Source organism: Staphylococcus gallinarum (genome assembly GCF_000875895.1).
Taxonomy (GTDB): domain Bacteria; phylum Bacillota; class Bacilli; order Staphylococcales; family Staphylococcaceae; genus Staphylococcus; species Staphylococcus gallinarum.
This window is the reverse complement of sequence record NZ_JXCF01000033.1, coordinates 1-5,340: the sequence shown is the minus strand read 5'-3', so window position 1 is coordinate 5,340 and position 5,340 is coordinate 1. Positions and strand designations below refer to the sequence as shown.

General features: G+C 27.9%; 4 protein-coding genes. All 4 read right to left on the bottom strand.

Annotation, left to right across the window (positions count from 1 at the left end; translation table 11 throughout):
* Positions 1 to 94: 94 nt before the first annotated feature.
* Positions 95 to 796, bottom strand: coding sequence for a hypothetical protein (locus SH09_RS12130; RefSeq protein ID WP_071225808.1), 702 nt, complete (start codon positions 794 to 796; stop codon positions 95 to 97).
* A 2,235-nt stretch (positions 797 to 3,031) separates the two neighbouring features.
* Positions 3,032 to 3,286, bottom strand: a complete 255-nt coding sequence (locus tag SH09_RS12125) for a hypothetical protein (RefSeq protein ID WP_042739922.1) — start codon at positions 3,284 to 3,286, stop codon at positions 3,032 to 3,034.
* A gap of 626 nt (positions 3,287 to 3,912) precedes the next feature.
* A complete protein-coding gene (locus tag SH09_RS12120; protein WP_042739921.1) occupies positions 3,913 to 4,587 on the bottom strand; it encodes an IS6 family transposase in 675 nt (224 codons plus the stop codon).
* A 371-nt stretch (positions 4,588 to 4,958) separates the two neighbouring features.
* Positions 4,959 to 5,340, bottom strand: a 382-nt coding sequence (locus SH09_RS12115) for a PfkB family carbohydrate kinase (protein WP_042739920.1), incomplete at its 5' end; no start/stop codon positions are given.

Genomic DNA, 5,340 nt, shown 5'->3' with positions numbered 1-5,340 from the left:
CCTTCTACAAACCGATGATTCGGTCTTGGCGTTCCCATCGGAGGTATATTGATGGTATATTGCCATACTTTAGCCATCGTCATCTCGCTCCTCTCTACTTATCAAAGCCTAGCAACTTATTAATATTATTCTTTTTCTTCGGCTTACTTTCTCCGACCTTTCCTTCTTTCTTTTGAGCTTCCCAAAATTCGTTGATACGCTTAGCTTTACTACGCTCAAACTCAGCTTCTTTTTGCGCTCTCTCAGGGCTGCCCTTAGGCAATTCATCGATTTCTTTACGAGCTTCTTTTGCTTCCCTAGATTGTCTTGCTAAAAGTTCTTCTTTCGTCTCTTCTTTTGGTCTTTCTGACGGACTTTCAACCGATTTTTCAGTTACTTTTTCTGCTGTTTCATCTAATTTCTCATTTTTAGCGTTATCAATTTGCTTATTATAGCTTAAATAATCCATATTCATATCTTTCATATGTTTTTTAACTGTATCTGCTTGTTCTTCAAGATTGATCTCTGATTTCTTTCTAGGTTTTTCATACTTTTCTGGATGTTCCAAATGGTCATTAAACACCGATATAACAGTATTTAACTGCTTTAATGTGAACACTTCTGCTAGTGCATCAAACGCACTTTCTACATCACTAATCTCTTTAAGATTCTTCTTATATTTAAAGATTGCTGTTTTACCTAGTTCTAAATTTTCACTCAAAACTTTCCAATGCGCATCATTTACAAACCACTCTACGATGTTTTCACTTTTCGTTTTAGCAATCGTTAATTGTTTCTGTGTTTTTGTTCTAGCCATAGTAATCTCTCCTTTATTTATTAATATTTATTATTTATTAGTTTATTTAAACGTTTACTTATATGCTTATTTTCGTACATATTTACTAAATTATTCAAACAACCAAGTTTGCCCTATAAATACCATTAGGTACACATTTATCCTAAATAATGTTTTATTCATACTTTTATTTATTATGATAAACAATACCATATTTGAGTACCTAAATACCGTAGGTATTTTCCTATATAAACAGATAATAAAATCTTAAAATATATAAGTTCACTTATGCGAACCATTTTTACGGTTTTTATTATAAATTATTCAGTTCTTTTTTGCAAACTAAAATCAAGATCTTCAAACCTATATTTTTAAAAGCATAATTATTTAATTTTAAATATAATAATAAAATAATTTTATTATATTGTTGTGCCTTTGTTAGTTGTTTTGCAATGTCAGAAAAGTATATCTAATTATCAATTTAACATGTTAGTACCCTTTAACTGAAACATATGATTGGTTTCATGAAACAACTAGAATCCTTATATCTGAAGAAGCCTACGTTTCTTTTTGTATGACTCGTAAATATATTCAACACCTTTGAACCTGATATTTATTGTATTGATATTTTAATATCTTTTGTTTCAAACCTTAATATAATGGTAACCTTGTTCAATAAGATTATTAAGATGTTTAAATTATTGGATCTGAAATCTACGATTCAACGAAAAAAACGTTATGGCCCTTCCATACCATAAATCAAGGTACAAAAACTTTTGAATCGTGAATTTTATGAAAGTAAAGTCAATAAAAATGGATAACAAATATCAAAAAAACTGGAAATAGAGTGTATTTAAATGTCATATATGATTTAATCTATAATAAAATAATCTCTTATGAGATAAGTATATCCAATACTAATAAACTAATATTCAATATATTTCATAAATTAGTAAAAATAATACCTAAGCCTAAGTATTACTCTCAAAGTGATAGAGTATATAAATATTCTTCTAGCCAATTTGAATACATATTAGAGCAAAGAAAGATGACTAATAGAGTATGACCCTAGACGTTGTATAGATAATATTTCTATGGAAGGTGTATGGAAAACTATAAAAAGTGAGTTCTTTAAGAGGAACAAAAACTTTAATTTTAAAAGCCTTGGTATATCCTTGACAGAGGGGCAGTTCAATATTGGGAGATTTGCAGTTTTAGCTAGGCCTCCTTATTTTTAATATGCTGTTCAAGACAAAAACAATACAAAAACCTACTAAGATACATGCTATGATATGAACAAATAAATACATTTAACACCTCTAATATATAAATATAATGCAAGATTGAAAACATAGCGGAGCCAGTATGTATAAAATATTCACAAACATAGCTCTCCGAATAAAAAGGTAGGAACGTTGGATATGATGCTTCACCTTACTAAGAAATCAGTTCTATATATAATCCTTTTTTTGGTTTAATCTCTGCTTTCCTCAACTTCTATTATGAAAATGTCATTTAATACATTTTATATTGATCACTTACCTCAGTGAATATTATTTAATATATCCATATAACCGCTTCTAAATCTAACTTTTACATTACTAATAACAAATGCTATTTCTTACCCTACATTAGTATTTAACTTTTGTATAAATTTAATTGGTACTGTTAAAACCTTACTATTAACATGTTTTCTATTATAAGTTTTAGTCATATAACCTACTCTTTTATAAAATACTTAGCTTTATATTTAACTATGTTTATCCTAAATTATTACAAATACATTTAAAACTGAAACCACAAAACCCAATTAATAAAATTATAATACTAGAAGTCACAAGTCTTCTACATTTGATCACATCATATTTTATACTTTGACTATCACTAAATGAATTTCAATCTATAATTTTAAAATTATAGATTCTGTCCCAAAGTTAAAAATATATAACTAATTATCATTATGACTATGACATGGCAAAATTTCTTTAACTTACCAATATACAGCTCATTTCATAGCACAGTGAAAATCCATAGACCTGGAAATGCTTGCGGTTCTTCTTATATATATTAAATATATTCAATACCTTTGAATGTATTCTTTGACATTTAATTTAACACAGTATATTTTTAAAAGATATTTACTTTCTTCCTATAATTCCTAAAAAGATTAACTTGTGATTTAGAAATCTTATTTTAATATTTTTACAATATTTAAAATTGTAGCTAAGTTTTTAATAGAAATAATATAATTACTCATTAAAGGTTTTCCCAATCTAATTCATCAGTATCAGTATAACCACTACTATCTTTTTCACGTTCCCTAACTTTTTCTATAACTCCTGTTGACTCAAGATATAATGTTTCTTGAATACTATTCAAATCTTTTCGTACTATAGCGGAAGCTTTATCGATTTTGGAGTCATTTATAATAAATGATTCATCTCTATCATCACACTGTTTAATCAATTCATAGAATTCTTCGTTCTCACTATTAGACATTTTTATATTCATAATTAACCACCACCTTTCTTACCTTATTATCACGTAACTAAAAGCATAAATTATAATATAAGTTAGCTAATTTTGAAGTTAGAAAATCAATATGCCTAAATATCTTAGTAAAAAACATAGAGGAAAAAACATAAAATATTCCAGAAAAATTTATAGTTAGCCAATTAGAAGAACAACCGTGGAATGCTAAAGAAACGACAATAAACAATCCAGATGGAAACCTGATAACGCTTACTCAACCAAATATTAGCGATACTGATTTTGAAAAATTAATGAAAAAACTTCTAAAGATTACTAGACAAGAGTCTAGATTGCTTTATTGATGTTGAGACCTGGAAGCCTTTAACTAATTTTGGTCTTTTTAAGTATTTCCAGGTTTCAACATCAATATGTTTTCTCAGCATAAATGCATGATCTAATTAAGAAATATTCTATAAATCAAAAGTGCAATTCCTGAAAGCAAAACTAATATACTAGATAAGGTTCTGTTGCAAAGTTAATTTTATAATATAATTTTAACAAAAAAGGAGCGTTCTCTATGAATTATTTTAGATATAAGCAATTTGGTTCTGTTGCAAAGTTAGAAAAAATATAACTAATTATCATTTTAACATGGTAGTATTCCCTTAACTGGCCAACATGTGATTAATTTCATGGCACGGCGAAAATCCGTAGATCTGAAGAGACCTACGGTTCTTTTTATATAGACTGTAAATACATTCAATACTTTTTAAAGTATTCTTTGCCGTATTGATACTTTGATACCTTGTCTTTCTCGCTTTAATATGACGGTGATCTTGTTCAATGAGGTTATTAAGATATTTAGATGTACAATGACAGTTAGGATTAAGTTTAAACCTTTTAATCAATTTAGACATTGCTACCTTCGTTGAAGGTGCCTTATCTGTAATTATCATTTGAGGTTTACCAAATTGTTTAATAAGTCGCTTAATAAACGCATATGCTGATTGATTGTCCCTTTTCTTACGCAACCAAATATCTAATGTGTGACCATCTGCATCAATAGCACGATATAAATAGCACCATTTTCCTTTTATTTTGATGTATGTCTCATCAACACACCATTTATAATAGGCTTTTTTATGCTTTTTCTTCCAAATTTGATACAGAATAGGCGCATATTCTTGAACCCAACGGTAAATCGTTGAATGATGAACATCAGCACCACGTTCTCTTAATATTTCAGATATATCACGATAACTAAGTGCGTATCTTAGGTAGTAGCCTACGGCTACAGTGATCACATCTTTATTAAATTGCTTATATCTAAAATAATTCATAGAGAACGCTCCTTTTTTGTTAAAATTATATTATAAAATTAACTTTGCAACAGAACCCTTAATCCTTTGTTAGTACTCCCTTTTTTGTTACATGTGCGCTATTAAAATTCATTATTATTAAAAACATTAAATACTTGATATAATTAACTATTCCTGTAAATATATACTAAAGAGTGATTTTAAAGCTTTAATTTATTTTAATGAAAAGGAGGTTAATTTATGGTCAATGTACCGGATGAGGACATTTTAAAATCCTCGGAAGACGATATTATAAGCCATGTAGAAAATGAAATAGTACGAACTGACGATTCATTAGGCTATTAATTAGAAACAACCTCACCTTAAGTTATTTCCTTAAGATGAGGTTGTTTCTAATTGTTCATGGGCATATTATATACAGAACTTACTGTGGAAAAAGCATTATTTAATGCTTTTTCTAAGTAGTTGTCAACATTGTAATTTTCAAGCCAATAAAATAATACAGATGCTGAAAAAGTATCTCCTGCTCCTGTGTCATTAATTATATTTGAACTTTGTTGAACATTTTTATTTATACTTAATTCTCCATTTGTATAAAAAATATCATTATTTCCATTAGTAACGATTATATTTTTTATTTCCGAATTTTTACTGATTTGTTTAATTTTTTCATAGTCACTTTTAACATTCAAAGAGATATCCCAAAAAGCTTCAGCTTCTTTTTTGTTAATTATTAAATAGTCTATTCTTTTTAAATTCTTCGGGATGTTTTTC